Source organism: Streptomyces vastus, from assembly GCF_039532825.1.
GTDB lineage: Bacteria > Actinomycetota > Actinomycetes > Streptomycetales > Streptomycetaceae > Streptomyces > Streptomyces vastus.
Genome location: NZ_BAAASJ010000028.1, coordinates 1 through 26,372, shown reverse-complemented (window position 1 = coordinate 26,372; position 26,372 = coordinate 1). Strand labels below are relative to the sequence as shown.

The window sequence follows — 26,372 nt, the reverse complement described above, 5'->3', positions numbered from 1 at the left end:
TCGAGCGTTGCGGCCCCGTTGCCCGAGGAAGAATCTGGGGGATGCGGGAGCGCTCCCATACCGGAACTCACCATCTCGGAAAGAAGGAGCCATGACTTGTCATGATCACACCAAGTTAGCCCGGCCCCGGTGGACGCTCGCCCTGAGCCTGCTCACCGCGGCCCTGCTCTGCCTGATCCCCTGGAGCGGCACCGCCGCCGCCCACGGCTCCGTCGTCGACCCGGCGTCCCGCAACTACGGCTGCTGGAACCGCTGGGGCGACGACTTCCAGAACCCGGACATGGCACAGGAAGACCCGATGTGCTGGCAGGCCTGGCAGGACGACCCGAACGCCATGTGGAACTGGAACGGCCTGTACCGCAACGGCTCCGCCGGCGACTTCCAGACAGTCGTCCCCGACGGTCAGCTGTGCAGCGGCGGGCGGACCGAAGGCGGCCGCTACAACTCCCTGGACACCGTGGGTGCCTGGCAGACCACGGACATCGACAGCGACTTCACCGTCAAGCTGTACGACCAGGCCAGCCATGGCGCGGACTACTTCCTGGTCTACGTCACCCGCCAGGGTTTCGACCCCGCCACCCAGCCGCTGACCTGGGGCGACCTCCAGCTGGTCGCCCGGACCGGCACGTACGCCCCGAGCCAGAACTACTCGATCGACGTGAGCACCTCGGGCCTCACCGGCCGCCATGTCGTCTACACGATCTGGCAGGCCTCGCACATGGACCAGACGTACTTCCTGTGCAGCGACGTCAACTTCCGCTGACACACCGCCGTCCCGCCGGACGTACCGGACGCACCGCGTCCGGCGGGACACCCGGGCTGCGCGAGCCTGGCCGGACAAGCGCATAAGCTCGACAGATGGCCAAGTACTTCGACGTGCACCCCGACAACCCGCAGCAGCGCACCATCGGCCAGGTGGCCGAGAGCATCCGCTCAGGTGCCCTGGTCGTCTATCCGACGGACTCCTGCTTCGCGCTGGGCTGCCAGCTGGGCAGCCGTGACGGCATCGACCGGATCCGGTCGATCCGGCAGCTCGATGACCGGCACCACTTCACGCTCGTCTGCCAGAACTTCGCGCAGCTGGGCCAGTTCGTGCATATCGACAAGGACGTGTTCCGCGCCATCAAGGCCTCCACGCCCGGCAGTTACACCTTCATCCTGCCCGCGACGAAGGATGTGCCGCGCAGGATGCTGCATCCGAAGAAGAAGACGGTCGGGGTGCGCATCCCCGATCACACCGTCGTCCAGGCCCTGCTCGCCGAGCTGGGGGAGCCGCTGCTCTCCAGCACCTTGCTGCTGCCGGACGAGGAGGAGCCCATGACCGTGGGCTGGGAGATCAAGGAGCGCCTCGACCACGTGGTGGACGCGGTGGTCGACTCCGGGGACTGCGGCACCGAACCGACCACGGTCATCGACTTCTCGGGCGGCGAGGCCGAGATCGTACGCAAGGGGGCCGGCGACACCGCACGCTTCGAGTGACGCGCCACCCGACGACAGTGCGGGGTTTCCACGCAGGACGGCACGAGGGGTTTGCGGGTCCGCGCCTGCCGGAATTGTGATCTTTGTCTGTTTAGCATGCGGCGATGACACCCCCAGGCCGTCACAGCCCACCGCTCCGGTACGCGCCATCCCGGCACGACCGCCAACTGCGCAGCGCCGCCCGGCACTTCGGGCGGCGCGGTTTGCTCAACCTCACCGCCGCGGCAGCCGTCCTCGCCTTCGCCACCCATCTGCCGGCCCCGGGCGCGGCGAGCGCCGCCGAGTTCGATGCGGCGAGGATCTCGGAGGACCCCTTCACGCTCGGTGTCGCCTCCGGAGACCCGCTCCCCGACTCCGTACTGCTGTGGACCCGGCTCGCGCCCGCGCCGTACGAGCCGGGCGGCGGACTGGCCGGGCGCCGGGTCGAGGTCCAATGGGAGGTCGCGGCCGACGAGTCCTTCCACCTGCCCGTCCGGCGCGGCACCGTCTGGGCCCACCCCGAGTACAACCACACGGTGCACGCCGAGGTCGGCGGCCTCCTGCCGGGCCGGGAGTACTACTACCGCTTCCGGACCGGCAGCTGGATCAGCGAGACGGGCCGTACCCGCACGGCACCCGCCACGACTGCCGCCGTGTCGGCGCTCACCTTCGCCGCGGTGTCCTGCCAGGCCTACCACGACGGCTACTTCACGGCGCACCGGCATCTGGCCGAGGACGACGTCGATGTGGTCTTCCATCTCGGTGACTATCTGTACGAGTACGCCGTCAACTCCGCGGGCGGCCACCGCCGTTACACCGATCGTCAGCTGCCCGAACTGTTCAACCGCGAGGCCAGGACCCTCGAGGAGTACCGGCTGCGGTACGCGCTCTACAAGAGCGACCCGGATCTGCGCGCGGTCCATGCGGCGCACCCCTTCGTCGTCACCTGGGACGACCACGAGACCGAGAACAACTACGCGGACGCCGTCGACGAGGAAGGCAATCCGCCCGAGGAGTTCCTGCTGCGCCGCGCCGCCGCCTACCGGGCGTACTGGGAGAACCAGCCGCTGCGCGGCGCCCAGGTGCCACAGGGGCCCGACCTCCGGCTCTTCCGCCGTCTCCAGTGGGGCACGCTCGCCCAGTTCGATGTGCTCGACACCCGCCAGTACCGCTCGGACCAGGCGTACGGCGACATGCCGCACGTCCCCGGACCCGAGTCGGACGATCCGGCGCGCACCATCACCGGAGCGGCGCAGGAGCGCTGGCTGCTCGACGGCTGGCGTACCTCGGGCGCCCTGTGGAACGTGCTGCCGCAGCAGGCGGTTTTCTCCCAGCGCAAGCTCGGTCCGGGCCCGCAGGCGGCGGTGTCCATGGACACCTGGGACGGCTACCGCGCCTCGCGCGAGCGGGTGCTTTCCGGGGCGAGGTCGGCCGGGATCCACAACCTGATGGTTCTCACGGGTGACGCCCATGTGGGCTACGCCTTCGACATCAAGGAGGTCTTCGACGACCCGGCCTCCAGGACCGTGGGCACGGAGTTCGTCACCACGTCCGTCTCCAGTGGCAGGGACGGAGTTCAAAGGCCCGCCGACTGGGAGGCGTACCTCACGGCCAATCCGCATCTGCGGTTCTACGACGGGCGGCGCGGCTATGTGCGGGTCGAGCTGGGGCGTGCGGCGGCGAGGGCCGACTTCCGGACCGTGTCCGCCGTGACGACGCCGGGTGCGCCCATCACGACGGCCGCGTCCTTCGTGACGGAGGCGGGCCGCCCGGGACTCGAACCCGCGTGAAGCCGATGCCGGACCGTGCGAGTACGGCCCGTACCCCCCTCCCTGTTCGGCTGAAGAGCCGAAGGCCCGCACATCTTTTGTGATGATTGCGGCAAAACCTACGGATTCGAGGCCCTTTCACCGTCGAACCCGAGGAGACATCCTGATGGCCCATCGATCCGCCGGAGCAGGCTGTGCCGCCCTGACCGTGCTCGGCACACTCATGCTGACGGGGCCGCCTGCGGCCGTGGCGGCCGAGCCCCCCGTACCGACGACCGCCACGTCAGCCGCCGAGACGCTGGGCGCCCACAAGCCGTCGGCCGAAGTACTGAGCGCGCTGCGGCGCGATCTGCGCCTGACGGAGGAGCAGGCCAAGGCGCGGCTCGTGAACGAGGCGGAGGCCGGCACGCGCGCCGGCCGTCTCCAGAACACGCTCGGCGAGCGCTTCGCGGGCGCCTGGCTGCACGGCGCGACCTCCGCCGACCTCACCGTCGCCACCACCGACGTCGCGGACGTCCCCGTCATCGAGGCCGCCGGCGCCCACGCCGCGGTCGCCAAGACCGGTCTGGACGAGCTCAGAGCCGCCAAGGAGAAGCTGGAGGCCGCCACTGCCCGTACCAAGGGCCTCGACACACCGGTCCGGTACGTCGATGTCCGGGCGAACCGGGTGACGGTGCAGGCGACCAGCCGGTCCGCCGGGAACGCGCTCATCGCGGCGTCCGGGGTCGACCGGAAGCTCGTGGGCGTCAAGGTGTCGGCGGACCGGCCGCGTGCGCTGTACGACGTCCGGGGCGGCGACGCGTTTCACATCGAGGAGGAGACCCGCTGCTCCGTCGGGTTCTCCGTCACCATGGACGAGCAGCAGGGCTTCGCCACCGCGGGCCACTGCGGGAAACAGGGTGACAGTACCGCCGGCTACAACAAGGTCGCCCAGGGAACCTTCGGAGCCGCCGCGTTCCCGGGCCGCGACATGGCCTGGGTGCGCGTCAACGGCGACTGGACGGCGACCCCCAACGTCAAGGCCGCGGAAGGAAGCACCATCCAGGTCACCGGCTCGGTGCAGGCTCTTGTGGGCGCCGCGGTCTGCCGGTCCGGCTCCACCAGCGGCTGGCGCTGCGGAAAGATCGAGCAGCACGACACCAGCGTCAGCTACGACGAGGGCACCATCGACGGCGTGACCGAGACGACCGTGTGCGCCGAGGCGGGCGACTCCGGCGGCTCCGTCGTGGCGGGCACCCAGGCGCAGGGTGTCCTCTCCGGCGGCTCCGGCGACTGCACGAGCGGCGGGACGACCTACTACCAGCCGATCAACCCGCTGCTCGAAACATATGGACTCGTCCTGAGGACCAGTACGAGCAGCACGGGCACTCCCGGCGGCGTCCCGGACGACCCGGCGGGCACCTGGGCCCCGGGCCAGGTCTACGGCGTCGGGAGCGAAGTGACCTACGGCGGCGTCACCTACGCGTGCCTTCAGCCGCATCAGGCGCAGACGGCGTGGCAGCCCGCAGGCACCCCGGCTCTGTGGCAACGCCTCTGACAGCTGATCAGGTTCATGCGGCGCGAGGCTCCGGACCCGGCTCTCGCGCCGCGCCCGGTCTCACCCCTGACGGGAGCCGCGTGCGACACCCCTCGCCCACAGTACGAGGGGGATCTGGAGGGGCAGGCGGCCGAATGCCGCGGTCTTGAGGGCGGTGGGGCGGTGTCGCCAGTCGAGCGCCATCTGCACATTGGCCGGGAACACCCCGACGAAGAACGCCGCCGTGGCGTGGGCCGCTGTGCGTCGTGTGCGGGGATGCGCGAGTCCGGCCGCCAGGGCGAGTTCGGCGGCGCCGCTGACGTAGGTCCACGTCCGGGGGGATCCCGGCAGCATGCGGGGGATGGTCGCGTCGTACGGCTTCGGCGCGACGAAGTGCGTCACGCCGGCGGTGGCGAGGAGACCGGCGAGTATGAGCGGGGAGCGTCGGGAAGGGGCCATCGTGCCTCCGTAGTCGTGGATACGGCGCAACGCTACGGGAGGGCAGGCGCTGCCGCGCAACGCCGCGGCCTCAAGCCCCTTGTCCCGTCAGGCGGTTGAGTCCCGGCACACCGCGCCTCCGCCGTCCCGGGAAGCCGGGTCGGCGGAGGTCACCGCGGTACTTTCGGCTGTCGTCGTCTAGGCGACGACGCCGGACTTCGCGATCTTGATCGGCACCCTGGTGGCGCCGGAACGGGAACCCTGGGCCTCGACGGCCTTGACGACGTCCATGCCCTCGACGACCTCGCCGAAGACGACGTGCTTGCCGTCCAGCCAGTCCGTGACGATCGTCGTGATGAAGAACTGCGAGCCGTTGCTGTTCGGCCCGGCGTTGGCCATGGACAGCAGTCCCGGCTTGGTGTGCTTCAGCTGGAAGTTCTCGTCGGCGAACTTCTCGCCGTAGATGCTCTTGCCGCCGGTGCCGTCGCCGCGGGTGAAGTCGCCGCCCTGGAGCATGAAGTCGGGGATGACCCGGTGGAAGCCGGAGCCCTCGTAGCCGAAGCCGTGCTCGCCCGTGGCCAGTTCACGGAAGTTGCGCGCGGTCTTGGGGACCACGTCGTCGTACAGCTTGAAGACGATCCGGCCGGCGGGCTGGTCGTTGATGGTGATGTCGAAGTACACGTTGCTCATGGCTTCATCCAAACACCTTCACCCGCCGTCGCACACTTCGGGCCCCGTTCCCGGGGCCCGGCCGTGTCGCGTCAGGAGGTGCCGAGGGCCGTACGCAGGGTGCTGACCGCCTGGGCGATGGCGGCTTCCGCCGCGTGGGTCTCGCGCAGGGCGTTGAGCATCACGAAGTCGTGGATGATGCCCTGGTAGCGGACCGCGGTGACCGGGACGCCGGCCTTGCGGAGCTTGCCCGCGTAGGCCTCGCCCTCGTCGCGCAGGACGTCGGCCTCGGCGGTGATGACCAACGCCGGGGGCAGCCCGGCGAGTTGCTCGGTTGTGGCACGCAGCGGTGAGGCGGTGATCTCGGCGCGCTGGGCCTCGTCCGTCGTGTACTGGTCCCAGAACCACTGCATGCCGTCGCGGCGCAGGAAGTAGCCCTCGGCGAACTGGTGGTAGGAGCCGGTGTCGAAGGCGGCGTCGGTGACCGGGTAGAAGAGCACCTGCTGGACGAGCGGCACGTCGCCGCGTTCCTTGGCCATCAGGGTCAGCGCGGCGCTCATGTTGCCGCCCACCGAGTCACCGGCTACCGCGATGCGGTCGGCGTCGAGGTTGTGGCCGGCGCCGTCGGTGACGATCCAGCGGGCGACGGTGTAGTTCTGCTCGATGGCGACGGGGTAGCGGGCCTCGGGCGACAGGTCGTACTCGGGGAAGACCACCGCGGCGCCGGTGCCGACGGCGAGTTCGCGCACCAGGCGGTCGTGGGTGTGGGCGTTGCCGAAGACCCAGCCGGCGCCGTGTATGTACACGATCACCGGAAGAACGCCCGTTGCGCCCGCGGGTCGCACGATACGTGCGCGGACCTGGCCGGTGGGGCCGCCCGGCACGACGACCCACTCCTCGTCGACGGCGGGCTTGGTGGCCTCGCCCGACTGCACCTCGTCGACGAGCTTGCGCCCGTCCGCCGGGCCGAGGTCGAACAGGTACGGCGGGTTCGCGGTCGCCTCGGCGAAGGACAGGGCGGCGGGCTCCAGGACCGGGCGGGGGCCTGCGTTCTCAGTCATGGCGGTCTCCTCGGATGGGATGCCGCGGGCACACTCCGGAGGCGGTCTGCGCTGGGGAGCGGCGGCACGATGAGATAGTAGCGCGCTATTTGGTCGTGCACAACTCATTAGCTCTCGATACAATCGAGAGGACGCGAAAGATAGGGTGGACGTCCTCATGCAGGGCACAGGAACCTCATGCCGGGCACAGGACCAGAACAAGGGAGCGAGACCATGACCGCAACCGGGGCGGAACCGAGGCAGGAGGGCTCCCTGCTCCTCGACGACCAGCTCTGCTTCGCCCTCTACGCGGCCTCGCGGGCGGTCACGGCGCGCTATCGGCCCCTGCTGGACGAACTCGGGCTCACCTACCCGCAGTACCTCGTCATGCTCGTGCTGTGGGAACGTGAGGCCGCAGACGCAGTGTCCGTACGCGACCTGGGGACCGCCCTCCAGCTGGAATCCAGCACCCTCTCCCCCCTCCTCAAGCGCCTGGAAGCGCACGGCCTGATCCGCCGCGAGCGCCGTGCGGACGACGAGCGTTCCGTCTCCATCCGTCTCACCGAGGCCGGCGCGCGCCTTCGGGAACGGGCCCACGCCGTGCCCGTGGCCATCGGTGACGCCATGGGCCTGACCCCCGAACAGGACGCCATGGCCAAGCAGTTGCTCCGCCTGCTCACCGCGAACGTCACCGGGGACTGACCTCGCCGGTCCCTCAGATGGCGGTGCCCGGTTGACAGGCAGACGATGGAAGGGAGGCCCGCGAGAGTGCTGGACATGGTCAGAGTGGAGGGAAGCACGATGATCGAGGTCAAGACGGTCGAAAAGCCGGATGAGCGGCGCGATTTCCCCAGGGGCCACCTCGAAGCCGTCCATCTCACCGGGCTGGACTTCGCCGTGGCGACCTTCGAGCCCGGCTGGCGCTGGTCCGAGTCCGTGGCTCCGATCGCGGGGACCGAGAGCTGCCAGGTCCATCACAACGGCTATGTCGTCCAGGGACGGCTGCGCGTCCGCATGGACGACGGCGCCGAGAGCGAGGTCGGATCCGGCGATGTCTTCGTCGTCCCGCCCGGGCATGACGCCTGGGTAGTCGGTGACGAACCCGTGGTGGCGTACGACTTCGCCGGCGGCATGGCCCAGGAGTACGCGAAGGCCAAGGAGGGATAGCCCGGCGTTCCCGGTTCGGTTACGTACGCATCGGTTACGTCCGGATCAGTTGCGTACGGGTCTGACCGTCGCGTTGCGCAGGCGGATGCCGCTGAATCCCAGCGTGCTGGTGATCACGGCGTCCCAGAAATCCCAGAGGTTGTCGAGTACGCGCAGCTGGATTCCGGCGTCCCGGTGGAGCTGGAGCAGGTCGCCGACCGGCTCGGGCGGGCCGAGCGGTTCGACGGGCTCGCTCGCCACGACGGCGTGCGGTACGGGTTCGCCGAACGGCCGGAAGGCGTCGGCGGAGAACCGGTAGGCGAACAGCCGGCCGCTCAGGAACCGTTCCATCCAGCCGTACTCGATGGCGTGCACGCGTTCGCCGCCGCCCGGACCGAGGATGCGTTCCCGGTCGGACGCCGAGGTGCCCGACACCGTCCAGGCCATGGCCCGCGGGCACTGGCGGGGAAACCAGTAGTCCGGTGCCCGGGTATGGTCGACGGCCCATACATACGCCTCCGTCTGCTGGGCGGTGGCGGCGACGTGCGGGCGGAACTCGGTGATCGTCGGGTCTTCCGAGAAGTGCAGTACCTCGCCAGGTCGTGGGCGCATGCACTGTTTCTACCGCAGCGCCACCGCCCAGGGACGGTCGCGCGTCACTCGTTGGGGGCGGCCGCGCTGATGTCGCCCAGCGCGGACTCCGGGTCGCGCTCGATGGCGAGGTCGCCCAGCGCGACGATCCCCACGGGGGTCTTGCCCTCGACGACGGGAAGCCGGCGCAGGGAGTGTTCGCGCATCAACTGCACGGCGCGGCCCACCTCGTCGTCAGGGGTGACGGTGACGAGTTCCGGGCTGCACGCGGACTGCACGGTCGTGTCGGCGGGGTTCTTGTCCTCGGCGAGTACGCGCACCACGAGGTCCCGGTCGGTGACCAGGCCGCGCAGTTCGTTCCCCTCGGCGACCAGCACCGCGCCGATGTCCTCGTCACGCATGCGGTGCGCGACCTCGCTGACCGCGGTACGCGTGCCCACCGCGACGGGGGCACTCGTCATGATCTCGCGGACTTTCTGAGCCATCGCTGTCCTCCGATGAACGGGCGGCGACATCCCCAGCCGCCGCTGGACCGACCCAGTACCCGCAGTATGCGGCTCCAAGCACGCTCCCGTGCCATGTCATCGGCCGGGGTCCTCGTCGGAGCGGGCGCGCCAGCCGTGCCACCGTCGTACGGAGACGACGATCACCGGCCCGTCGGGGGGCCGCTCACGATACTGGGCGTACTTCTGCCGCAGCAGTTCGACCGCGGCGGCGTAGTCGTCCCGCGCATCCTGTTCCGGCCGGTCCGGCTGTACGACCCGGGCGGTGCCGTCCGCCCGTACCCACCACAGCCGGTCCCAGTCCTCGTCGTACGCGTCCACCAGCAGGCACACCTCCGGGTGGGCGGCGATGTTGTCCAGCCGCTTCACCCGGCCCGGCCGCTTCGGCTTCCAGTCGATGGCGGTGACGATCTCGTCGCCGCGCCGGGCGAACACGAGCGGCACCAGGTGCGGGCGCCCCTCGGCGTCCGAGGTCGCCAGGCGTGCCACGCGGGCCTCGGAGAACCGCCGTCGTGCCTCGGCGTTGTCCATGACCGGCATGAGGAGCCTCCGTCCACCTTTGTTCGCCTCGGTGTTCGTCCATGGTCGCGCGGGTTCTGCTTCTGGCCGAGCCGGGGGTACGTCCGACGCGGGAACGGGGCGGCCTTAAGGTCGAGGTGACGTACCGACCTGAGGAGAAGCACCGCTCGTGCACGACGCACCGATCTACGACCAACTGATCTCCGAACGCGGCGACATTCCGCTCCAGGTCCGCAGCGAGGCCCGCCGGCTCCAGAGCGAACTCGGCTGGATCGCCGAAGCGGAACCCTCGCCTGCCGGCCGGCCACCCCGCTCCCCCACTGTTCCCGCCCCGGTTGACGCCCCCAACTCCCGTCCCCAGCCGCCCGGTTCACAGCCCGATTCGCAGTCCGGTTCACAGTCCGGTTCGCAGCAGGACTGGTTCGCCTGACGGGGCTTCAGCACCGGATTCGGCACCTGGGCACGACGCGGGATTCAGACGCGCAGCCACTCCGTCACCACGACCTCCTCGTCGGTCCGCAGCCGTAGGGCGAACGGGCCGGTGAGGAGCAGGTCGCAGAGGAAGCGGCCCATGTCGTCGGCCGTGACCGTGGTGGCCGCCGCCGGCTGCGCGGTGCCCAGGATCTCGATGCGGGCAGGCTGCGGCGGCAGCAGCTGGCCCGTCATCCCCTGGGCCGTCACCTCTACGTCGACGGTGAGCGCGGTCGTGCTGAAGGTCAGCATCCTGGGCACGTCCGCACCTCGGACCGGGGCGGCGTCGACGAGTGAGTCGAACGTCAACTCGGCGAGCTGGGCGTCCACATCGCGCATCGCGTGCAGGGCGTAGGCCTCGACGGCGATGTGCCGCAGCCCGGCGGGCACCGGGTCCAGGATGGCGGCGGCCTGGCGCAGCGCCTCCTCGAGAGCGTCGTCCTGAGACGCCTCGAACGCCTCGAAGTCGTCGAAGTCGTGGGTGTCCTCGGTGTCGAAGGTGTCGTTGCCATCGTCGTCGTTCACAGCACCCCCCGGGCGACGAGACGTGCGCGCAGGCGGCGCAGACAGCGCTGGCGCAAGGGTCCGATGCTGCCCACGGCGATGCCCAGCGCGGTGGACACCTCCTGGTAGCTGGGCGGCGGGGAGGCCATCAGCACGCGGAGCAACTCCCGGCAGCGGTCGCCCAGTTCTTCGAACTCCTGCCACATCCGCCGAATGCGTTCCGCCTCGGCGGCGGCCTCCTCGGACTCGATCAGGGTCTGCTCGGGCGTACGGTCCTCACTGATCCGGTCGAGCACCCGGGCGTCGTCCGTGGGAGTCAGCCGCCTGGTGCTCTTGATGACCTTCAGACACTCGTGACGCGCGGTGCTCGCGAGCCAGGACCCGGCCTTGTGCGGTTCGCGGATCCGCCCGAGGTGCTGGGCGAAGCGGAACCAGGCGGTCTGGTACACCTCGTGCCCGTCGGCGTCGGAGAGCCGGTGCGCGCGTACGACGGACCACACCAGCGGGCTCAACCCGTCCACCAGCGCTTTCCAGGCCGCCGCGTCCCCGTCGGCGGCGGACTGGACGAGCGCACCGACAGCATCACGATCCACGGCCCCACCCCTCGTGTACGGCAAGTCATCGTACGCCGCGGAGTGGGGGATTCCGGCCGTGATCCGGGACAAGAGGACCGTGCCCGAGCAGGAGGTCATGCCGTCGCGGAGGGCGTGGCGACCGGGACGGGGCTCCAGGTCGGTGGGCGCAGCGCGGGCACGACTGCGCCGCGTACCTCCGCGTGGTCGCGGTTCGCCGACAGCAGCTGCCGCCGGGCGGCCCGGGGGTCGCTCTCCTTGTGCGCCGTCATATGGGCGGCGATCATCGCGGCGGTCACCGGGGTGGCGAACGAGGTGCCGCTCCACTGCGCGAGCCCCTCGAACATCACCTGCTCCGGCTTGGCGGGCGTGGGCTGCTGCTCCTCGCTCAACACGCCGATGTGCTGCGGGTGCCGGCAGGTGCAGACGTAAGCGAAGCCGTGCCGGCAGGCGTCGTACGTGGAGTGCTGGTACAGGTACGGCACGGGGGTGTCGAAGCCGGTGAGCGAACTGGTCAGCCGCTCCCCCGGCGCGTAGATCTTCACCCAGGAGCCGTGGTTGCTGAAGCAGGCGCCGAACTCGCCGTCGCCGCGCAGCGCTCCGACCGACAGCACCACGTCCTCGTAGCCGGGGACATCGGCGTAGGCGGCGGGCCAGAAGGGGGTGGCGCTTGCGTTGTTGCCGGCCGCCGCGATGAGCAGCGTACGGGGCTGGTCGCGCAGTTCCTCCATGAAGCGCTCCAGGCCGAGAAGGCCGTCGGCGCTGCCGTTCGACGTGCCGGCGGAGAGGCTGATGAGGTCGGGCCAGCCGTCCTGGTCGACGGCCTCGAAGAGCTTGTCGCCGAACTCGGACTCCAGGATGGCGCCGACGTCGCCGAGGGTCCCCCGTACCGTGATGTCGGTGTTGGGGGCGACCGCCGCGACGAGGCCCGCGATGAACGTGCCGTGGCCGACGTACTGCTTGAGGAAGCCCTGGTCGTCGGTCTCGGCGACCGCGCCGTCGCCCTGGACGTGCGCCAGCGGGGGGTACGACCGGTAGTCGTGCATGAGTCCGGTGTCGATCACCAGGACGCCGACGGCGGTCTCCGGGACGTACGCCGTTTCCGAAGGCGTCGGGTTGGCGGTGACGGTGGGCTGGGCGGGCACCGGTTCGTCGCCGGGGCAGGCGTTGACCGCGATCGTCACGACGTGGTTGCGGCTCACCAGGCGGCGTTCGGCCCGGCCCTCCACCTCGCGCATGGCCCGCAGCGCCCCCGCGACGGCACGGTCGCCCGATCCCGATCGGATTCCTGCTGCCGGGTCGCCCACCTGGATACGGGTGATGCCGGACCGGTTCGTCTCCGGTCCTGCCCTGCGGACGCTGTCCGCGGTGAGGCCCGGGATGTCGGCGGACCGTGCCCGCAGGGTGTCCTCGACGATCCGTGCGTCCTCGCCGTCACGGGCCAGGACGACCCCCTGCTCGTAGAAGAACTCGGCGGAGTCGTCCGGCCCCATCGCCAGGGGGACGTCCGGCATCGCGCGTCGGACCTGGTCGAACTGCTCCTGGAATCGCTGTGGTGCCATGGCGTATCCCTCCCCTTCGGTCGACGGGTCGTCAATCAGAGCCGGGTGCCGGCTGATTGATACAGCGGCGCTGTTTGACCGATTCGGCAGCGGTGACGGCCGATTCGGCGTCACACCTGGCTGCCGCACTGCCCGCAGCCCTAGCATCCGTTGAGTGACAGGCGGAAGCGACACGATTTTCGAGCTGCTCCCGATGGTGTTCGCCCGCCCCGGCGAGGCGCTGGCAAGGGCGGAGGCGGTGCTGGACACCGATCCTTCGCCGCTGCACGCCTCTGTCGCCCATCACGTGATCGGTATGTGGCAGCGGGACTTCGGGGATCTGCGGGTCGCGCTGCGGCATCTGCGGCGCGCCCGTGATCTCGCGGCACGGTCGGGTTCGGCCGACCGGGAGGCGGACGTCCTCGGCACGCTGGGGGTGGCGCTGGTCCACGCCGGCCGTACGCGGCAGGGTCTTGCCGCGCTCGAGCGGGGCGTCGCGCGGGGCACGGGGCACACCCGCGCCCGTGTCCTGTACCGGCGGGCGTACGTGTGGTGGGTGCTGGGGCACCATCGTGAGGCGCTGGACGATGTGCGCCGGGCGACGCCCGTGCTGCGGCAGGCGGGCGATGTGATCTGGACGGCGCGCGCCCTGACGCTGCGGGCCACCGTGCATCTGGCGCTCGGCGCGGTGGAGCGGGCCGAGGCCGACTTCACGGCGGCTCAGAGGCTGTGGGACACCACCGGCCAGGAGCACGACAAGGCCGATGTCGTGGAGAGCCGGGCGCTGGCCGCTTTCCGCTCTGGCGACATCCCCGCGGCGCTGCGGCTGTTCGACGAGGCCGAGGAGCGGTACGCGAAGCTGGGCACCCCGGTGTTCGTGTTCTACATCCGGCGTTGCGAGGTCCTGATGGCCGCCGGTCTCGCGCCCGAGGCGCTGGCCGAAGCCGATGTGGCGATCGGTGTGCTCGACCGTATCGGCGGCCAGACCACCCGCAAGGCGGAGCTGCTGCTGGCCGCCGCCCGTGCCGCCCGCCTCGCGGGCGATCCGGACACCGCGATCGCCCGGGCGGCCGATGCCGTCCGTCTCTTCGCGGGCCAGCAGCGCGCCTGGTGGGAGACGCATGCCCAACTGGTGCTGATCGAGGCGCGCTTGGCGGCCGGGCGTGCCTCGGGGCGGATGGTCGCCGATGCCGCGGCCGTGGCCGGGCGGCTGACGGAATGCGGCTCGCCGGCCGCACCCGAGGCGTCGCTGCTCGCGGGGCGGATCGCGCTGCGCCTGGGCCGGCGGGCCGAGGCCGAGCGGCATCTGGGCGTGGCCGCGCGCAGCCGGCGGAGCGGGCCGCCGCTGGCGCGGATGACGGGCTGGGCCGCGCAGGCGCTGCGGGCCGAGGCGGCCGGTTCGAGCCGGGGCGTACTGGAGGCCTGCCGGCGCGGGCTCGATGTGCTCGACGACCACCGGATGACGCTCGGTGCCTCCGAGTTGCGCGCCCGGGCGACCGCGCAGGGCGCGGAGCTCGCCGCGATGGCTCAGCGGGCCAGCCTGGTCTCCGGCGGGCCGCGGCGGCTGCTGGTGTGGAGCGAGCGCTGGCGGGCCACGGTGCTGTCGGCTCCGCCCACCCGGCCGCCCGCCGATCCGGCCCTGTCGCGGAATCTCACCGCCTTCCGGGAGATCGCCGCCCGGGCGGAGGAGGCCCGCGTCGACGGGCGGCCGGTGCCGGCGCTGGAGCGTGAACAGCGGCGTCTTGAGCGGGAGATACGGTCCCGGACGCTGCGTATGCGCGGTGAGGTGCCGGGCGGCGGGCATCGGTTCGATCCCGGCAGGCTGCTGGAGCGGCTGGGCGGGGGGCGGCTGGTCGAGATCGCCGAGCTCGGCGGCCGGGTACAGGTGCTGCTCTGCGGCGAGGGCCGCGTACGGCGGTTCGAGGGCGGGCGGCTCGCGGACGTGCTGGCCGAGGCCGAGCATGTGCAGGCCGGGCTGCGGCGGCTGGCTCATCCCGGGGCGGAGGGCAGGCTCCCGGTGCTCGAGGCCGCGGGGCGGCTGCTGGAGGAACTGCTGCTGGGCGCGGCCGTCTCCCACCTGGGCCCGGGCCCGCTCGTGGTGGTGCCGCCGGCCAGGCTGCACCGCGTGCCGTGGGCGCTGCTGCCCTCGCTGCGCGAGCGTGTGGTGAGCGTTTCGCCGTCGGCGAGCAGCTGGCTGCGGGCTGTGGAGACCGAGCCGCCGCCGGACGGAGGGCATGTACTGGTCCGCGGTCCTGGCCTTGCGACCGGCGGCGCGGAGGTGCCCGAACTCGCCGGCCGCTACGGCGACACGACCGTGCTGGAAGGCGACGAGGCGCGCGCGCCGCGCGTACTGGACTCGCTCGACGGCGCCGTGCTCGCGCACATCGCCGCGCACGGCACCTTCCGCGCGGACAGCCCTCTCTTCTCCTCCCTGCGGATGGCCGACGGCCCGCTGATCGTGCACGACTTCGAACGCCTCCACCGCAGCCCGTACCGCATCATCCTGTCCAGCTGCGACACCGCCCGCCTCGCCTCTGTCGGCGCCGATGAGGTGCTCGGCCTGGTCACGGCCCTGCTCCCGCTGGGCACGGCGGGCGTCGTGGCGAGCGGCGTCCCCGTCAACGACGCCACGGTGGTGCCGTTGATGCTCGCGCTGCACAAGGGCCTGAGTTCCGGCCTGTCCCTGGCCGAGTCCCTGCGCGACGCGCGTGCCGCGCTGCCGGGCGACGCGGTGCATCAGGCGACGGGGTGGGCGTTCACGGCGTTCGGGGCGGCGTAAGCCTCCGGCGGTTGGGCGGTTGGGTTCGTTGTCGGCTGCGGCGCCGTCGTGGCTGGTCGCGCAGTTCCCCGCGCCCCTCAGGTCCGTGCGTGGGTCGGGGCCTTGGGCCGGTGCGTCAGCCCGTCGCGGGCGGGGCATACGGCCCGGTGTTGGTAGGCGGGTGGTGAGCATGGTGGCGGACGGCTCCAGGAGCGCCCCGTTAGGGGCGCGGGGAACTGCGCGATCAGCCACGACGGGCCCGCAGTCGCCCTTGAACTGAACCCACCCTCCCGGTAGGCGCCCTGCTCAACCGCCGGGGGCAGTCGCGCGGAGCGCACCGGTGCGCGTCACGCTGACCGTGCGCCCAGCGTTCCCGCTCCCTCCGGGTCGTGTACGAGCCGGGGCAGAGAGCCGCGGTCGGTCGTGCCGAGTCGGGTGTAGGCGCTGTGGAGGTGGTTGCCGACGGTGCGGATCGACAAGGTCAGCTGGTCCGCGATCTCGCGGTTGCTCAGGCCGGCGGCTGCGAGGGTGACGATCTGCCGCTGGCGGGCTGTGAGTTCGCCCAGGACCAGGCCGGAGAGTGCCGGGGTGCGGGCTCCCTGGCAGCGCCGGGCCAGGGTTACGGCGCGCGTACGCGACATGCGGGCGGCACGCGGGTCGCGGTGCGCCGACGCGGCCTGCGTGTGCGCTTCGGCTGCGAAGAGCAGGAAGCCGCGCTGTTCCAGGCGTTCGGCGGCCCGGTCCAGGGCCGGGCCGTCACCCCGGGTGAGTGCGTCCGCGTGCGGGGCCAGCAGGGCCGCGGGTTCGCCGGGAAGCCGGGCCAACCGGTCCGCGACCAGGGCGGGTTCGCCGAGACGCACCGCGTCATACAGGGAGTAGGCGTCGTCCCTTGTGATCGACTCCACTGCCCCGGCGGCGTCACCCCGGGCGGCCCTCAGCCAGGTGTTCGCCCCTGCTGACGCCGGATGCGCCGCACGCAGCTTGGGAGCGGCTGCCGTCACGGTGCCCAACTGAGCCTCCGCCAGGGCCAGTTCGGCACGGCAGCCCCGGTCGTCCGGAGCCGCCCGCAGGCCTTCCCGCGCCCAGACCACGGCTTCGCGCAGCTCTCCGCGCAGCCGTGCGTACCGGGCGCGGAGCATCGCGTACCCGGCGGGGACCGAGTTGTCCGGGCCCGCGCCCTCCCCGGCCAGCCAGTCTCCGATCGGCGTCGGCACGTCCCGTACGTCTGCCTGCTCGATCCGCCCCGCCAAAGTGGCGGCCTCCGCGTCGAGGGCCGGGCCGCACCGGGACGGGGTACGGGCCAGCCGCCTGGCCCGCAGTTGTCCTGCCTCGGAGCGGAGCACCGGGCCATGGAGAGGGTGTGCGAGGCGGACCGAGGAGTGGCCGTCGATGGCCACCAGTTCCTGCGCTTCGAGGAGTTCGAGGATCCGTAGGTCCAGCTCGGCGACATCGAGGGGCAAAGGTTCGCTGAACGCGACCCGTTCGAGGACCGCCCGTTCGTCCGGGTGGGGCCGGTTCAGGGCCTTCGCGGTTCGTTCACGCAGGGTCGCGGTCACCGGCACCGGGCCCCGCCAGGCCCACGCGTCGGACCCCCGGGTCGGCAGTCCGCGTTCGCGCAGCGCGCCGAGCAAGGCGCGCAGCAGCCGCAGGTCCCCCTGGCACAGCCGGTGCAGCCGGTTCACGGTGAGCGGCTCCGCCGCACCGCCCGCGCCCGCGGCAACGAGCTGTGCCAGATCCTCACGCGGCAGCGGCTCCAGGCCAAGGCGCGGCAGCAGCTCTCCGGTCCACAGCCGGGAGATCGCGCCGGGGACCGGCTCGCCGTCCGTCACGACGACGAGCAGGCGGGTACGTCCGTGCACGGCCAGCTGGTGAACCAGCGCGGCCGACGCGTCGTCCAGCAGATGCGCGTCGTCGACAATCAACAGCCGTACGCCCACGAGTAGTTGGACGGCGCGGTGCAGGGAGACCGTCTCCGGCAGCAGGTGCGCGAACGCGGCGAAGGGCAGCTGCCGGGTCTGCGGCGTCCCCGTCACCTTCGCGCAGCCGGTGTCGCGGACGGCCTGAGTGACGAGCCGGGTCTTGCCGCAGCCCGCGGGGCCCGTCACCACGATGCCGTGCCGTCCGGCGGCCAGCGACCTGCGGATCAGGTCCAGTTCGCCTTCGCGTCCGGTGAACGGCCAGGGCAGTTCCAGGGTCTTCGCGTCCCGTTCGTAAGTCATCACGTACAAGAAGAGTCGGGCTACTCACCCCTGATACACGGTGAATTGAGTACCCCTCGACTCAGGCGCCCGGCAGGCGGCAGGCGGCATCCTGTGCGCAGGCCACAGGCCATGTTCCGGCACCGGGGGAGCGGTCGAGGACGTCACCTTCATGGGGGAGGGTGACGTCCTCGACCACGCCCCGAGGCTCCGTCGCGGAGCCGCACGCCGCACCTCAGCGCCCCAGCGGATCAGCGGATCAGCGGATCAGCCGGTCGAAACGGAAGGGTGCAAGGGCCTCGGGCCGTCGGCCGGTGCGGATGTACTCGGCGAGATGGTGCCCGGTGGCCGGGCCGAGCGTGACGCCGAGCATGCCGTGGCCGGTGGCCGCGAAGGCGTTGTGGTGGCCGGGGACGCGGTCGATCACCGGGAGCCCGTCGGGGAGGAACGGCCGGCCGCCGACCCAGGGGTCGCGGATCAGGCCGACGAGGTCGTCCGGGTCGTCGAACCAGCGGCCGAGATAGTGCCTGCTGGCGAGGGCGACGGCGACGATACGGCGCCAGTCGAGCCGGTTGTTGTTGCCGCTCAGCTCCATCGTGCCGCCGATCCGCGTGGTGCCGCCGATCGGTGAGGCGACGGCCCTGCGTTCGCCGAAGTACAGCGTGTGCCGGGGTGCCCGGTCCAGCTCCACCGAGAAGCTGTAGCCCTTGCCCGCCTGGAGGGGCAGCGGCTGTCCCAGTGAACGCAGCAGGTGCGGCGAGCGCATCCCGGCCGCGACCACGACGGCCGCACAGGGAATCTCGCCCTGTGTGGTCCGCAGCGCGGCGATGCGCCCCGCGGTCGACCGGAACCCTGTGGCCTCCGCGTTCTCGTGGACCTTCACCCCCGCGTCGGCCAGCGCCTCTCCCAGCCCTTGTGCGAACTCCTCCGGATCGACCACGCCCTCCCCCTCGACGAGGTAGGCCGCGCGCACCCCGGGCGCCAGCGCGTCGTCCAGCAGATGCGCCTCGGGTCCGGTGGTGACGTCGTCGGGCATCGGGTAGCGGCCGTCCGCCATCTGCCGTTGGATCGCGAGATGGTGGCGGGCCTCGGCCGGCGACAGGAAGGCGTGCACCATGCCGGGCCGAGTCAGCGTCGTGGCCACCCCGTTCTCGCGCAGGCCGTCGAAGAGGTCGAAGGTGTCGCGGTTCAGCTCGGCGATCGCCGCGTAACCGCGCCGGAAGGCGGCCGGTGTGCTGCTGCGCCAGAACCGCCACAACCACCGTACGAACGCCGGATCCGGCAGGGGCCGCAGATAGAGCGGCGAGTCCGGCTGTCCCAGCGAGCGGAGGGCGTAGCGCACCACTCCGGGCGCCGGGACGGGCGTGGAATGGCTGAGGCAGACCCATCCGGCGTTGCCCCGGGAGGCCCCGGAGCCCAGTGCGCGCCGCTCGACGACCTCCACCGGAAGACCGGCCGCGGCCAGGTAGTACGCCGTGCACAGTCCGACGACGCCGCCCCCGACAACCACGACGGGGCTGTCGCCGAGCGGGCCCGCCGCACCGGCCACAGGGGATGCACCGGTCATGACGTGGGCCCGTACGAGGCGAGGAACTCGCGGGTCCGAGCTTGGGCGGGGTGGTCGATGACGTCCTCGGGCCTGCCCTCCTCCACGATCCGGCCGCCGTCGACGAAGACGACGTGGTCGGACACCTCGCGGGCGAACGGCAGTTCATGGGTGACCAGCAGCATCGTCATTCCGTCCGCGGCGAGTTCCCGCATCACGTTCAGCACCTCGCGGGTGGCCTCGGGGTCCAGGGAGGAGGTGGGTTCGTCGAAGAGCAGCACCTCGGGCTTGAGGGCGAGGGCCCGTGCGATGGCGACGCGCTGCTGCTCACCGCCGGAGAGCTGCTCGGGCTGGGCGAGCCCGCGGTGGGCCACCCCGACGCGGCGCAGCAGCGCGACGGCCCGCTCCAGCGCCTCCTCTTCAGGGACGCCCGCCTTGCGCTGGGCCAGGACGACGTTCTCCACGGCGGTGAGATGCGGGAACAGGTTGAACCGCTGGAAGACCATGCCGACCGTACGGCGCAGCCGGGGCAGGTCGCGGCAGACCATCTTGCCGCCGTTGTGCACCACTTCACCGGCGACCTCGACCGTGCCGCCGTCCGGCCGTTCCAGCAGGTTGACGCAGCGCATCAGGGTCGTCTTGCCGCCGCCGCTCTGCCCGATGACGCTGACGATCCGGCCCCGGTCGACCTCCAGGTTCACGTTGTCGAGGACGAGACGGCCGTCGAAGGACTTGCTGAGGCCCTCGATCCGTACGACGGCCTCGGTGGTGGCCGCCGGTATGACGGTCTTCGCTGTGGTGACGGGCTCGGTCATACCGCCGCCTCCTTCCGGTCGGCCTTGCGGTCGGTGCCGGCCGAGATGTCGGCCGCAAGCAGTGCGCGGGCGGCCCGCATCCGGCGCCGTCGCCACGGGGACAGGGGTACGCCCGCGCGGACCTTCCGCTCCAGCAGCAGGAGGAGCTGGGAGAGCGGGTAGCAGAGGGCGAAGTAGATGGCCGAGATGACCAGGTACACCTCCAATGCACGGAAGGTCGACGAGGTGATCAGCCGCCCCTCTGACATCAGTTCGGCGGCGGAGATGGTGACCAGCAGCGATGTGGACTTCAGCAGGTCGACAAGAAAGGTGTTGGTGCCGGGCAGTGCCTGCCGGACGGCCTGCGGCAGGATCACCTGGCCGAAGATGCCTGCCCTGCCCAGTCCCAGCGCCTCCCCCGCCTCCGTCTGTCCGGCGTGCACCCCGCTGATCGCGGAGCGGAAGATCTCGGACAGGTAGGCGGCGTAGAAGACGACGAGGCTGACGCAGCCGGCCGTGAACACGTCCAGCTTGAGCCCGGCCGAGGCCAGGCCGAAGTAGGCCAGGAAGATGATGGCCAGGAGGGGGATGTTCTTGAAGACCTCGGTGTAGACGGCGGCGACGGCGCGCGCGGCCCACACCTTGCTCAGCCTGAGCAGGGCAACCGCCAGGCCGAGCAGTACGGCGCCGACGAAGCTCACGACGGTGTAGGAGATGGTGCGCCAGAGTGCGTCGACGAGGTCGGACTGGTAGTCGGACCAAGGGACTTGGAAGAGACCGGACATGTCAGCCCCTCACTTCGCGAGGGACGGGGGCGTCCAGTCGGCGGGCCTGTCCACGCCTTGGCGCGCGGGGGCGACGGCGGCGTCGGGTGTGAGGAACTGCTCCGGGTCACCGCCGTACTTCTTGACGAGCTTCTCCATCTCGCCGTTCTCGTACATGGCGTCGATCTGCTCGGAGATCGCCTTCTCCAGCTTGGTGGCCTTCTTGGGGAGGTAGAAGCCGGTCTGGTACGGCTGGAAGTACTCGTACGCGGGCTTCGCCTTCACCTGCTCGGCGGTCGGCGGCGTCATGTACTGGGTCTCGATCTTCAGCTCCGGCCGTTCCTTCTGCGCCGCGATGATGATCAGCGGGTCGAGGAAGCCGACGTCGACCCGGCCCGCGCCGAGGTCGTCGAAGACGCCGTTGGCGTCGGGGTAGGCGTGCAGCTTGGCGTCGGGCACGGCCTGGATCGACTTGACCCAGACATAGCCCTCCACCGTGCCCAGTTCCAGGCCCTTGAGGTCGTCGACCGTCTTGTACGTCTTGCCGTTTCTGACGGCCATCGCCGGAGGCGAGTAGTACGGCGGATCGGTGAACAGCCCCTGCTTCTGCCGCTCCTCGGACCAGGCGACGCCGCCGATGGTGATGTCCACCCGGCGGGACTGCACTCCGGCGAGCATGCCCGCGAAGTCCGTCACCTCGGGCTCGACCTTCAACCCCAGCTTGTCCGCCGCGTAGTTGAGGATGTCGCCGTCCAGTCCGACGATCTTGTCACCCTGGACACTGGTGTACGGGGCGTACGGCTGGACGGCCACCTTGAGCACGCCCGGCGTGAGGGTGCCGAGCGCGGCGGTCTTCGCGGACACGCTGGCCGGTTCGTCGTCGCTGTCCGAGCCGCAGGCAGCGGTGGCCGAAAGCAGGAGTGTCGCGGACAAAGCGGCCACAAGTGAGCGCACACGGGTCATCGGCATGGCCTTCCCATCTGGTACTGAAGAGTCCGCCGTTCACCTCGCTGTGCCCCGGCGGGGGATGTGACAGGGCCCATACGCTATGGACAGGCTCGCGGTACGTCACCGGTCACTTCGTCTGAACTTATGGCCGAAATCGCTCGATGCACTGTACGGTGCGTCCAGTCCGGGCAACGGCCCCGCGGCGGGAGGAGCCTTGATGCTGAGCCCGTCACTCGCGCAGGAGATCGCCGGGGACACCTCCGCGGTCATCGGCTTCAACGTGCTGATCACCGATGCGACGGGCACGGTCATCGGCAGCGGCGACAGCAGCCGGGTCGGCACCTTTCACGAGGCGTCCGTCGAGGTGATCCGTACGAAGGAGCCCGCCACGCACAACACCTCGCAGGCTCTCCAACTGCGGGGAGTACGCCCCGGAGTCACCCTGCCGCTCGTCACGGACGGGCAGGCGGTGGGCACGGTCGGGATCACGGGTACGCCCGCCCAGGTGCGCCGCTTCGGACTCCTGGTGAAGCGCCAGACGGAGATTCTGCTGCGGGAGTCGGTGATGCTGCGCTCCCGCCTGCTCGCCGAGCGGGCGGCCGAGAAACTGCTCGCCGACATCGCCTCGTACGACCCTCATGTCGTGGAAGGCGAGTTCCTGCTGTTCCGGGCCGCCGAGCTGGGCTTCGACCTGCGGCTTCGGCGGGTGGCGGTGGCGTTCGAGGTGACGGTGCCCGATGCGGGCGCCCGCCGCCAGGGGGCGCCGACCCGGGACATGGCTCTGATCCGCTCGGAACTGCTCCGCACGGTGCGCGAGGTCTTCGCCGACCCCCAGGACATCGTCGCCACCACGGCGCCCGGCTGGATCGGCGTACTGCACCGGCTGCCCGCCCGGCGTCCGGTGACGTCGCTGGTCGTCGACTGCCGCCGGGTCACCGACGTCATCGCCGCCCAGGACGGCCTCGCCGCCCGCGCCGGGATCGGCGAACCCGCCTCCTCGGTCGGCGACCTGCACGACTCCTACCAGGACGCCTGCGACGCGCTGCGCCTGGGCGGCCGCGTGGCAGGGGACTCCCCCGTCCACCTGATCACCGACCTCCGCGTCCACCAGGTCCTGGCGGCGGTGGGCCAGCCCGCCCGCAACCGCCTGCTGGACCTCACCGCCGCGGACCTGCGCACCCAGCCGGACTGGCCGGTACTCCGCGACACGATCACCGCCTGGTGCGAGAGCGGCTTCAACCTCGTACGGGCCTCCGCGGCCCTGCACATCCACCGCAACACCGTCGTCTACAGAATGAACAAGATCGAGCAGATCACCGGACGTCCGCTGCGTGAGCATCGGACCACCATGGCTTTGTACCTGGCCTGTCTGGCCGACCAGTTGGGCAGCGGCGTACCCCGTGCCGGCGATTCCTAGGCCCGCAGCTCTGCGAGGCGCTCGAGGTCGTCCTGGACCGACTCCCGCTCCTGAGCGCCGAGTTGGACCGCGGCGGCCTCGGAGAGCGCGGATGTCGCAGTCTCCACGTCACCCAGGCGCCCGGCGACATCCGCACGCAGTACGAGGAGGCGCAACCGCTGCACGGGCGTGGGGCGCTCGTCCTCGAGACACAACACCCGGTCGATGACCTTCGCAGCGGCAGCCGGATCCTCCTTCGAGTCCGCGAGGAGCGACGCGTGATGGAGGGCCCGCGCGAAGGTCTCCTTGGGCGCGGGCCGGTGGTGCTGGTCCTCACTCGTCCGCTGCCCGATCCGGACGCAGTTGCCGCCCGGGTCGGTCACCAGGAACTGCCGTACCCCGTACGACATGTTCTTCAGCGCCCCGATGCGCGGCAGCCCGCGGGTCGGGATCTTCCCGTACGCCGCCTTGAGTCCGGTCCGGAAGGACTCGTGCAGCCCGTCGACGTCATCTGTCAGCACGTAGCACGTGCTGTACGACTCGGTCGGCTCGTACCGCTTCAGGCCGAAGAACTGCAGCTCGATTTCGCCGCGCTCGACGACCGCGTACGGATTGGGGCTCGTCTGTTGGTAGGTCACCTCGAACCCGAGGGCGGTGTAGAAGTCGAGAACGGACTGAATGGTCCGGCACGGCAGGATCGGAATCGTCTTCTCAGCCACATCCACCACTCTAATCAAAATTGAATAGAAAGTGGGGAAAGTGAACCGATCGACCGCAGCGAGTACGTTGCCACATCGGCTCAACTCGGAAGGCAGGGCTGATCTATGGCACGCAGCAGTCACTCCTTACCGAAGAGTCCTCTGGGCGACGAACGTCATGCGCGAACACCATCTGCGCTGATCACGCTTCCGCCGACGCAGCCAGGCACGAAGCGCCGATCCCACTGCAAACGCCGAGACCACGACCTGCAGATTCCGTTGCAGTTCTAACGCCCGCTTCCCAGCAGCGCGTTGAGCTCGCCGTAGTCGAGCCCTCCGGCCAGCGACTCGTAGGTCCCCGCACACAGCAGTTCCCGGGCGGCGCGGCGGACTACGGCATGCGCGGCCTGGGCAATGCCCGACCCGATGCTCACACGCGCGACGCCAAGCGCGGCGAGCTCGGCGACCGGAGGGGTCCCGGGGCCCGCCATCACGTTCAGCGGAGCATCGATGCCCTCGGCGAGCGCCTTCACGGTCACCGGGTCGACGACCCCGGGGACGAAGATCCCGTCGGCGCCGGCGGCGAGGAAGGCGGCTGCCCGTTCCAGGGTGAGGTCCACTCCCCCGGCGCCCCTGAGGAAGGTGTCGATCCGGGCGTTCACGAACAACGGCACCCCCACCGTGTCGGCGGCCTCGCGGGCGGCGGCGAGGCGCTCGGCCTGTTCGGCCACCGGCCGCAGCGGACCTTCGCCGCTCCTGTACAGCGCGTCCTCGATGTTCACACCGACCGCGCCCGCCGCGATCACCGCGCGGATCGTGTCGCCGACGCCGACCGAGTCCCGCGCGTAGCCGCTCTCGATGTCGGCGGACACCGGCACCCGGACCGCGTTGACGATGCGTGCGACGGCGCCGAGAGCCCGGTCGCGGTCCAGCCGGTCGCCGTCCGCCGCCCCAAGGGCCCAGGCAAGCCCCGCGCTCGTGGTCGCCACCGCGGCGGCGCCCGTGTTCTCGACAATGCGGGCGCTCGTGGCGTCCCAGGCGTTCGGCAGGACGAGCGGACGCCCGGGGACGTGGCGGGAGCGAAAGGCGAGGACCTGGTCACGGAGGATGCGGTTCGGCGTCATGCGGATCACTCAACCAGCCGGACCCGGGCGACGGCTGGCAGGAATCCGACGTGCATGTGCGGCTCGACCGCCCGCTGGTTCCGACCACACGACCTGCTCGACCGTCGCCCCCTCAGGGAAAGGGCGTTCGCTGCTGACCGGGGTGGGACCCCGGTCAGCAGCGAACAACGGGTCAGGGTCGCCGTGTTCCCGCGTTACCTCCCGGGGCACTCCTTCCAGGCCAGGTGATAGATGGTGCTGATGTCACCGTCGGTGGAGTCCATGGTCATGAAGCTCGTACTGCCGGGCGCGGAGGTTCCCGCGTTGACCCGCAGTTCGGTGTTGATGTTGAAGTTGCGCTGCACTCCGCAGGGCGCCCAGACCAGTTGGGCCCAGTCGGTGGTGTCGGTCGCCTGCCAGTTGTCGTTGTAGGGGCCTCTGAACGGATGGGTTCTGGACTCCGTGTTCGGTGATCCCTGGAAGTAGTACGAGGCCTTCTGGGTACTGCTCGCACCCGGCTGGAGCGAGGCGAAGCCTCTGTAGTCGGCGCTCGCGACCGCGTAGGTGAAGCCTTGCGGTACGTGGACGATGAGGTTGAGCTGGCAGTTCTTGCGGAACGCGGTGGGACTGGCGCCGCCGCCCACCTGGGCGAGGTAGTCGCTGTACGTCACCGTGAAGGCGGTGTTGTCCGGCGAGACGGCCACGGCGGCCGTCCCCCGGGGACAACCCGACCCGTTGACCGTGGCGACCTCGATCACGATCTTGTCCGGGGGCGGGTCGGTGATCGCGGAGGAGCTCTGCGGCGCGGGGAGCGTCGAGGCGAACAGCGCTGTGACCGCGCCGCTCAGAAGCAGTCCACCAGTCATCTTCTTCCAATCCGGTGCTTCGGTGGTCCTGGCGGTGCGGGCAGGTGCCGGCGCCGCCGGGGTTGGGGGGTGCGGTGTCCGCCTGCGCGGAGACCGTCGCTGACCAGGTGCGTCGGATGGAGCAAGTGCGTGGGCATGCGCACGCAAAGCATGTAGGTCATGTGCATGCCAAACACGAGCTCGCACTCACGACCTCGTGAAGGAAATGTGAAGGCCGTGAGCCATCGCGCATCGTATGGGGCTGCGCACCGGCGAACTAGGGCGATCTCCAGCCATTCAGGATCCCACCCCGCCCGCATGCGCGAAGTGCCGGTGAACATGCGGGTGTTCAGTCTCTTGCTGCACGGACCTTGACGCCTTCGGCACAGTCGATCTCATAATGTCGCGCGTCCACATATCTAAACGCCGTTTCTTCTTGTGGACACAGCTCGAACAGCACGGAGGATCAGTGACCGGTCCAGGCTTAGGGCCTGTGTGATGTCGTGATCAATCGGCTGTTCGCAGGATGTCTTCGAGCCAGATCATCGAGGCGCGGAGTTCGAGGCCTGCGAGGTAGCTCTCGGG

26 protein-coding genes are annotated in these 26,372 nt (G+C 70.7%); 9 read left to right on the top strand and 17 right to left on the bottom strand.

Features of this window, described 5'->3' with window-relative positions:
* Positions 1–91 precede the first annotated feature (91 nt).
* From ABD357_RS13215 to ABD357_RS13200, 4 genes are all read left to right on the top strand, one after another.
* Complete coding sequence (locus tag ABD357_RS13215) at positions 92–763, top strand: lytic polysaccharide monooxygenase auxiliary activity family 9 protein (protein ID WP_344389991.1); 672 nt, start codon at positions 92–94, stop codon at positions 761–763.
* A gap of 95 nt (positions 764–858) precedes the next feature.
* Entirely contained in the window at positions 859–1,479 is a 621-nt protein-coding gene (locus tag ABD357_RS13210; RefSeq protein ID WP_344389989.1) for an L-threonylcarbamoyladenylate synthase, read from the top strand.
* A gap of 104 nt (positions 1,480–1,583) precedes the next feature.
* Positions 1,584–3,248, top strand: coding sequence for an alkaline phosphatase D family protein (locus ABD357_RS13205; protein WP_344389988.1), 1,665 nt, complete (start codon positions 1,584–1,586; stop codon positions 3,246–3,248).
* Between the two features lie 145 nt (positions 3,249–3,393).
* Complete coding sequence (locus ABD357_RS13200; protein WP_344389986.1) at positions 3,394–4,764, top strand: carbohydrate-binding protein; 1,371 nt, start codon at positions 3,394–3,396, stop codon at positions 4,762–4,764.
* Positions 4,765–4,824: 60 nt separating this feature from the next.
* Here ABD357_RS13200 and ABD357_RS13195 read toward each other — a convergent pair whose 3' ends face one another.
* From ABD357_RS13195 to ABD357_RS13185, 3 genes are all read right to left on the bottom strand, one after another.
* Positions 4,825–5,202, bottom strand: coding sequence for a DoxX family protein (locus ABD357_RS13195; RefSeq protein ID WP_344389985.1), 378 nt, complete (start codon positions 5,200–5,202; stop codon positions 4,825–4,827).
* A gap of 177 nt (positions 5,203–5,379) precedes the next feature.
* Positions 5,380–5,871, bottom strand: a complete 492-nt coding sequence (locus ABD357_RS13190) for a peptidylprolyl isomerase (RefSeq protein ID WP_344389983.1) — start codon at positions 5,869–5,871, stop codon at positions 5,380–5,382.
* Between the two features lie 71 nt (positions 5,872–5,942).
* Entirely contained in the window at positions 5,943–6,911 is a 969-nt protein-coding gene (locus ABD357_RS13185) for an alpha/beta hydrolase (RefSeq protein ID WP_344389982.1), read from the bottom strand.
* A gap of 213 nt (positions 6,912–7,124) precedes the next feature.
* Between ABD357_RS13185 and ABD357_RS13180 the strand changes: the two genes are divergently transcribed.
* Positions 7,125–7,592, top strand: a complete 468-nt coding sequence (locus ABD357_RS13180; protein ID WP_344389980.1) for a MarR family winged helix-turn-helix transcriptional regulator — start codon at positions 7,125–7,127, stop codon at positions 7,590–7,592.
* A gap of 99 nt (positions 7,593–7,691) precedes the next feature.
* Positions 7,692–8,057, top strand: coding sequence for a cupin domain-containing protein (locus ABD357_RS13175; protein ID WP_344390002.1), 366 nt, complete (start codon positions 7,692–7,694; stop codon positions 8,055–8,057).
* A gap of 45 nt (positions 8,058–8,102) precedes the next feature.
* Here the strand turns inward: ABD357_RS13175 and ABD357_RS13170 are convergent, their stop codons facing one another.
* From ABD357_RS13170 to ABD357_RS13160, 3 genes are all read right to left on the bottom strand, one after another.
* Entirely contained in the window at positions 8,103–8,648 is a 546-nt protein-coding gene (locus tag ABD357_RS13170) for a DUF6886 family protein (protein WP_344389979.1), read from the bottom strand.
* A 44-nt stretch (positions 8,649–8,692) separates the two neighbouring features.
* Positions 8,693–9,112 (bottom strand): CBS domain-containing protein, encoded by a 420-nt coding sequence (locus ABD357_RS13165; RefSeq protein ID WP_344389977.1) that lies wholly within the window; start codon positions 9,110–9,112, stop codon positions 8,693–8,695.
* 96 nt (positions 9,113–9,208) lie between these two features.
* Positions 9,209–9,670 (bottom strand): TIGR03668 family PPOX class F420-dependent oxidoreductase, encoded by a 462-nt coding sequence (locus ABD357_RS13160; RefSeq protein ID WP_344389974.1) that lies wholly within the window; start codon positions 9,668–9,670, stop codon positions 9,209–9,211.
* A gap of 148 nt (positions 9,671–9,818) precedes the next feature.
* Here ABD357_RS13160 and ABD357_RS13155 point away from each other — a divergent pair, with 148 nt between their 5' ends.
* Entirely contained in the window at positions 9,819–10,079 is a 261-nt protein-coding gene (locus ABD357_RS13155; protein WP_344389973.1) for a hypothetical protein, read from the top strand.
* Between the two features lie 44 nt (positions 10,080–10,123).
* On the opposite strand, the gene ABD357_RS13150 is transcribed toward ABD357_RS13155, so the two are convergent.
* From ABD357_RS13150 to ABD357_RS13140, 3 genes are all read right to left on the bottom strand, one after another.
* On the bottom strand, positions 10,124–10,645 hold the full coding sequence (locus ABD357_RS13150) for a hypothetical protein (RefSeq protein WP_344389972.1): 522 nt from the start codon (positions 10,643–10,645) through the stop codon (positions 10,124–10,126).
* A complete protein-coding gene (locus ABD357_RS13145; protein WP_344389970.1) occupies positions 10,642–11,217 on the bottom strand; it encodes an RNA polymerase sigma factor in 576 nt (191 codons plus the stop codon). Before ABD357_RS13145 ends, ABD357_RS13150 begins: the two co-directional genes overlap by 4 nt.
* A 95-nt stretch (positions 11,218–11,312) precedes the next feature.
* Entirely contained in the window at positions 11,313–12,758 is a 1,446-nt protein-coding gene (locus ABD357_RS13140; protein WP_344389969.1) for a S8/S53 family peptidase, read from the bottom strand.
* Between the two features lie 193 nt (positions 12,759–12,951).
* Between ABD357_RS13140 and ABD357_RS13135 the strand changes: the two genes are divergently transcribed.
* A complete protein-coding gene (locus ABD357_RS13135; RefSeq protein ID WP_425584851.1) occupies positions 12,952–15,516 on the top strand; it encodes a CHAT domain-containing protein in 2,565 nt (854 codons plus the stop codon).
* 326 nt (positions 15,517–15,842) lie between these two features.
* Here the strand turns inward: ABD357_RS13135 and ABD357_RS13130 are convergent, their stop codons facing one another.
* The 5 genes from ABD357_RS13130 to ABD357_RS13110 form a co-directional block, all read right to left on the bottom strand.
* Positions 15,843–17,714: a LuxR family transcriptional regulator AbsR2 gene (locus tag ABD357_RS13130; RefSeq protein WP_344389964.1), complete on the bottom strand. Its 1,872-nt coding sequence runs from the start codon at positions 17,712–17,714 to the stop codon at positions 15,843–15,845.
* Between the two features lie 238 nt (positions 17,715–17,952).
* A complete protein-coding gene (locus tag ABD357_RS13125; RefSeq protein WP_344389963.1) occupies positions 17,953–19,260 on the bottom strand; it encodes an NAD(P)/FAD-dependent oxidoreductase in 1,308 nt (435 codons plus the stop codon).
* A complete protein-coding gene (locus ABD357_RS13120) occupies positions 19,257–20,054 on the bottom strand; it encodes an amino acid ABC transporter ATP-binding protein (protein ID WP_344389961.1) in 798 nt (265 codons plus the stop codon). The genes ABD357_RS13125 and ABD357_RS13120 overlap by 4 nt, the downstream gene beginning before the upstream one ends.
* Positions 20,051–20,818 (bottom strand): amino acid ABC transporter permease, encoded by a 768-nt coding sequence (locus ABD357_RS13115; RefSeq protein WP_344389959.1) that lies wholly within the window; start codon positions 20,816–20,818, stop codon positions 20,051–20,053. The genes ABD357_RS13120 and ABD357_RS13115 overlap by 4 nt, the downstream gene beginning before the upstream one ends.
* A gap of 9 nt (positions 20,819–20,827) precedes the next feature.
* A complete protein-coding gene (locus tag ABD357_RS13110) occupies positions 20,828–21,766 on the bottom strand; it encodes a substrate-binding periplasmic protein (protein WP_344389957.1) in 939 nt (312 codons plus the stop codon).
* Between the two features lie 196 nt (positions 21,767–21,962).
* Here ABD357_RS13110 and ABD357_RS13105 point away from each other — a divergent pair, with 196 nt between their 5' ends.
* Complete coding sequence (locus tag ABD357_RS13105; RefSeq protein WP_344389956.1) at positions 21,963–23,162, top strand: CdaR family transcriptional regulator; 1,200 nt, start codon at positions 21,963–21,965, stop codon at positions 23,160–23,162.
* Here the strand turns inward: ABD357_RS13105 and ABD357_RS13100 are convergent.
* The 3 genes from ABD357_RS13100 to ABD357_RS13090 form a co-directional block, all read right to left on the bottom strand.
* Positions 23,159–23,860, bottom strand: a complete 702-nt coding sequence (locus ABD357_RS13100) for a bleomycin resistance protein (protein WP_344389954.1) — start codon at positions 23,858–23,860, stop codon at positions 23,159–23,161. The two genes, ABD357_RS13105 and ABD357_RS13100, sit on opposite strands and share 4 nt — an antisense overlap.
* Before the next feature lie 266 nt (positions 23,861–24,126).
* Complete coding sequence (locus ABD357_RS13095) at positions 24,127–24,963, bottom strand: isocitrate lyase/PEP mutase family protein (RefSeq protein ID WP_344389953.1); 837 nt, start codon at positions 24,961–24,963, stop codon at positions 24,127–24,129.
* A gap of 194 nt (positions 24,964–25,157) precedes the next feature.
* Positions 25,158–25,808 carry a DUF4360 domain-containing protein gene (locus ABD357_RS13090; RefSeq protein ID WP_344389952.1) on the bottom strand — a complete coding sequence of 217 codons (651 nt, stop codon included), beginning with the start codon at positions 25,806–25,808 and terminating at the stop codon, positions 25,158–25,160.
* Positions 25,809–26,372 lie beyond the last annotated feature (564 nt).

Coding starts and splice junctions, on each gene's coding strand:
- ABD357_RS13215 (WP_344389991.1), top strand. CDS start 92: ATGACTTGTCATGATCACACCAAGTTAGCCCGGCCCCGGTGGACGCTC.
- ABD357_RS13210 (WP_344389989.1), top strand. CDS start 859: ATGGCCAAGTACTTCGACGTGCACCCCGACAACCCGCAGCAGCGCACC.
- ABD357_RS13205 (WP_344389988.1), top strand. CDS start 1,584: ATGACACCCCCAGGCCGTCACAGCCCACCGCTCCGGTACGCGCCATCC.
- ABD357_RS13200 (WP_344389986.1), top strand. CDS start 3,394: ATGGCCCATCGATCCGCCGGAGCAGGCTGTGCCGCCCTGACCGTGCTC.
- ABD357_RS13195 (WP_344389985.1), bottom strand. CDS start 5,202: ATGGCCCCTTCCCGACGCTCCCCGCTCATACTCGCCGGTCTCCTCGCC.
- ABD357_RS13190 (WP_344389983.1), bottom strand. CDS start 5,871: ATGAGCAACGTGTACTTCGACATCACCATCAACGACCAGCCCGCCGGC.
- ABD357_RS13185 (WP_344389982.1), bottom strand. CDS start 6,911: ATGACTGAGAACGCAGGCCCCCGCCCGGTCCTGGAGCCCGCCGCCCTG.
- ABD357_RS13180 (WP_344389980.1), top strand. CDS start 7,125: ATGACCGCAACCGGGGCGGAACCGAGGCAGGAGGGCTCCCTGCTCCTC.
- ABD357_RS13175 (WP_344390002.1), top strand. CDS start 7,692: ATGATCGAGGTCAAGACGGTCGAAAAGCCGGATGAGCGGCGCGATTTC.
- ABD357_RS13170 (WP_344389979.1), bottom strand. CDS start 8,648: ATGCGCCCACGACCTGGCGAGGTACTGCACTTCTCGGAAGACCCGACG.
- ABD357_RS13165 (WP_344389977.1), bottom strand. CDS start 9,112: ATGGCTCAGAAAGTCCGCGAGATCATGACGAGTGCCCCCGTCGCGGTG.
- ABD357_RS13160 (WP_344389974.1), bottom strand. CDS start 9,670: ATGCCGGTCATGGACAACGCCGAGGCACGACGGCGGTTCTCCGAGGCC.
- ABD357_RS13140 (WP_344389969.1), bottom strand. CDS start 12,758: ATGGCACCACAGCGATTCCAGGAGCAGTTCGACCAGGTCCGACGCGCG.
- ABD357_RS13135 (WP_425584851.1), top strand. CDS start 12,952: ATGGTGTTCGCCCGCCCCGGCGAGGCGCTGGCAAGGGCGGAGGCGGTG.
- ABD357_RS13130 (WP_344389964.1), bottom strand. CDS start 17,714: ATGACTTACGAACGGGACGCGAAGACCCTGGAACTGCCCTGGCCGTTC.
- ABD357_RS13125 (WP_344389963.1), bottom strand. CDS start 19,260: ATGACCGGTGCATCCCCTGTGGCCGGTGCGGCGGGCCCGCTCGGCGAC.
- ABD357_RS13120 (WP_344389961.1), bottom strand. CDS start 20,054: ATGACCGAGCCCGTCACCACAGCGAAGACCGTCATACCGGCGGCCACC.
- ABD357_RS13115 (WP_344389959.1), bottom strand. CDS start 20,818: ATGTCCGGTCTCTTCCAAGTCCCTTGGTCCGACTACCAGTCCGACCTC.
- ABD357_RS13110 (WP_344389957.1), bottom strand. CDS start 21,766: ATGCCGATGACCCGTGTGCGCTCACTTGTGGCCGCTTTGTCCGCGACA.
- ABD357_RS13105 (WP_344389956.1), top strand. CDS start 21,963: ATGCTGAGCCCGTCACTCGCGCAGGAGATCGCCGGGGACACCTCCGCG.
- ABD357_RS13095 (WP_344389953.1), bottom strand. CDS start 24,963: ATGACGCCGAACCGCATCCTCCGTGACCAGGTCCTCGCCTTTCGCTCC.
- ABD357_RS13090 (WP_344389952.1), bottom strand. CDS start 25,808: ATGACTGGTGGACTGCTTCTGAGCGGCGCGGTCACAGCGCTGTTCGCC.